1 pseudogene is annotated in these 1,159 nt (G+C 64.4%); it reads right to left on the bottom strand.

The window, feature by feature from the left end:
• Positions 1–1,121, bottom strand: a pseudogene (locus ACZ7MG_RS43685) (IS630 family transposase).
• Positions 1,122–1,159: the final 38 nt, after the last annotated feature.

Raw genomic sequence — 1,159 nt, forward strand, 5'->3', positions numbered from 1 at the left:
CTAGTGTCCTGCGCCAGAGATCCGTCGGCAGAAGCGTGCGAGGGAGTCGAGGATCTCTTCGGCTGTCTTGGTCCAGATGAACGGCTTGGGGTCTTCGTTCAAGTCCTTGGCCCAGGCCCGGATGTCAGCCTCAGGGCCTGGATGTTCTTGTGCGCCCCGCGGCGGATCATCTGGTGGGCCAGGTAGCCGAACCACCGCTCGACCTGGTTGATCCAGGAGGAGCCGGTCGGGGTGAAGTGCAGCTCGAACCGAGGGTGTTTCGCCAGCCAGTCCCTGATCGCAGGGGTTTTGTGGGTTCCGTAGTTGTCGACGATCAGGTGGATCTGCAGGTGAGCGGGCACCTGCTTGTCGATCCGGATCAGGAACTTCTTGAACTCCACCGCCCGGTGCCGGCGGTGCAGGGCTGTGATGACCTCACCGGTGGCGACGTCGAAAGCGGCGAACAAGGTGGTCAGGCCGTTGCGGACGTAGTCATGGGTGCGCCGTTCGGGCATGCCCGGCATTATCGGCAACACGGGCTGGGACCGGTCCAGTGCCTGGATCTGCGACTTCTCGTCCACCGACAGCACCACCGCCCCCTCGGGCGGGTTGAAGTACAGACCCACCATGTCGTAGACCTTCTCCACGAACAACGGGTCGGTCGACAGCTTGAAGGTGTCCGCCAGATGCGGCTTGAGCTGGAACTGCCGCCAGATCCGGCCGACTGTGGACTTCGACAGACCACTGTGCTGTGCCATCGATTTTCGAGACCAGTGGGTGGCGTTCTTCGGCAGTTGTTCAAGAGTGGTGACCACCACCGCTTCCACCTGATCGACGCTGATGGTAGGCGGCCGGCCCGGCCTCGGCTCGTCGGCCAGTCCGTCCAGCCGCTCGGCAAGGAAGCGCCGGCGCCATTTGCGGACCGTGTCCGCGGTCACCCGCAGATCCCGGGCGACCGCGACAATCGGCGGTACTTCCGGTCCCGCACACGCCAGCACAATCCGCGCCCGCAGAGCCAGGGCCTGGGCCGACGTCGCCCGACGCGTCCACCGCTCCAACTCCGCCCGCTCGTCAACAGACAGCAGCAACGGCTCCAGCTTCGGGCCCCGACGAGGAACTGACGCACCAGCAGTAGGAGTCACAAACCAACTAACGATCAACTACTGGCGCAGGACACTAG

It is taken from the genome of Streptomyces sp. NPDC107538, assembly GCF_055657445.1.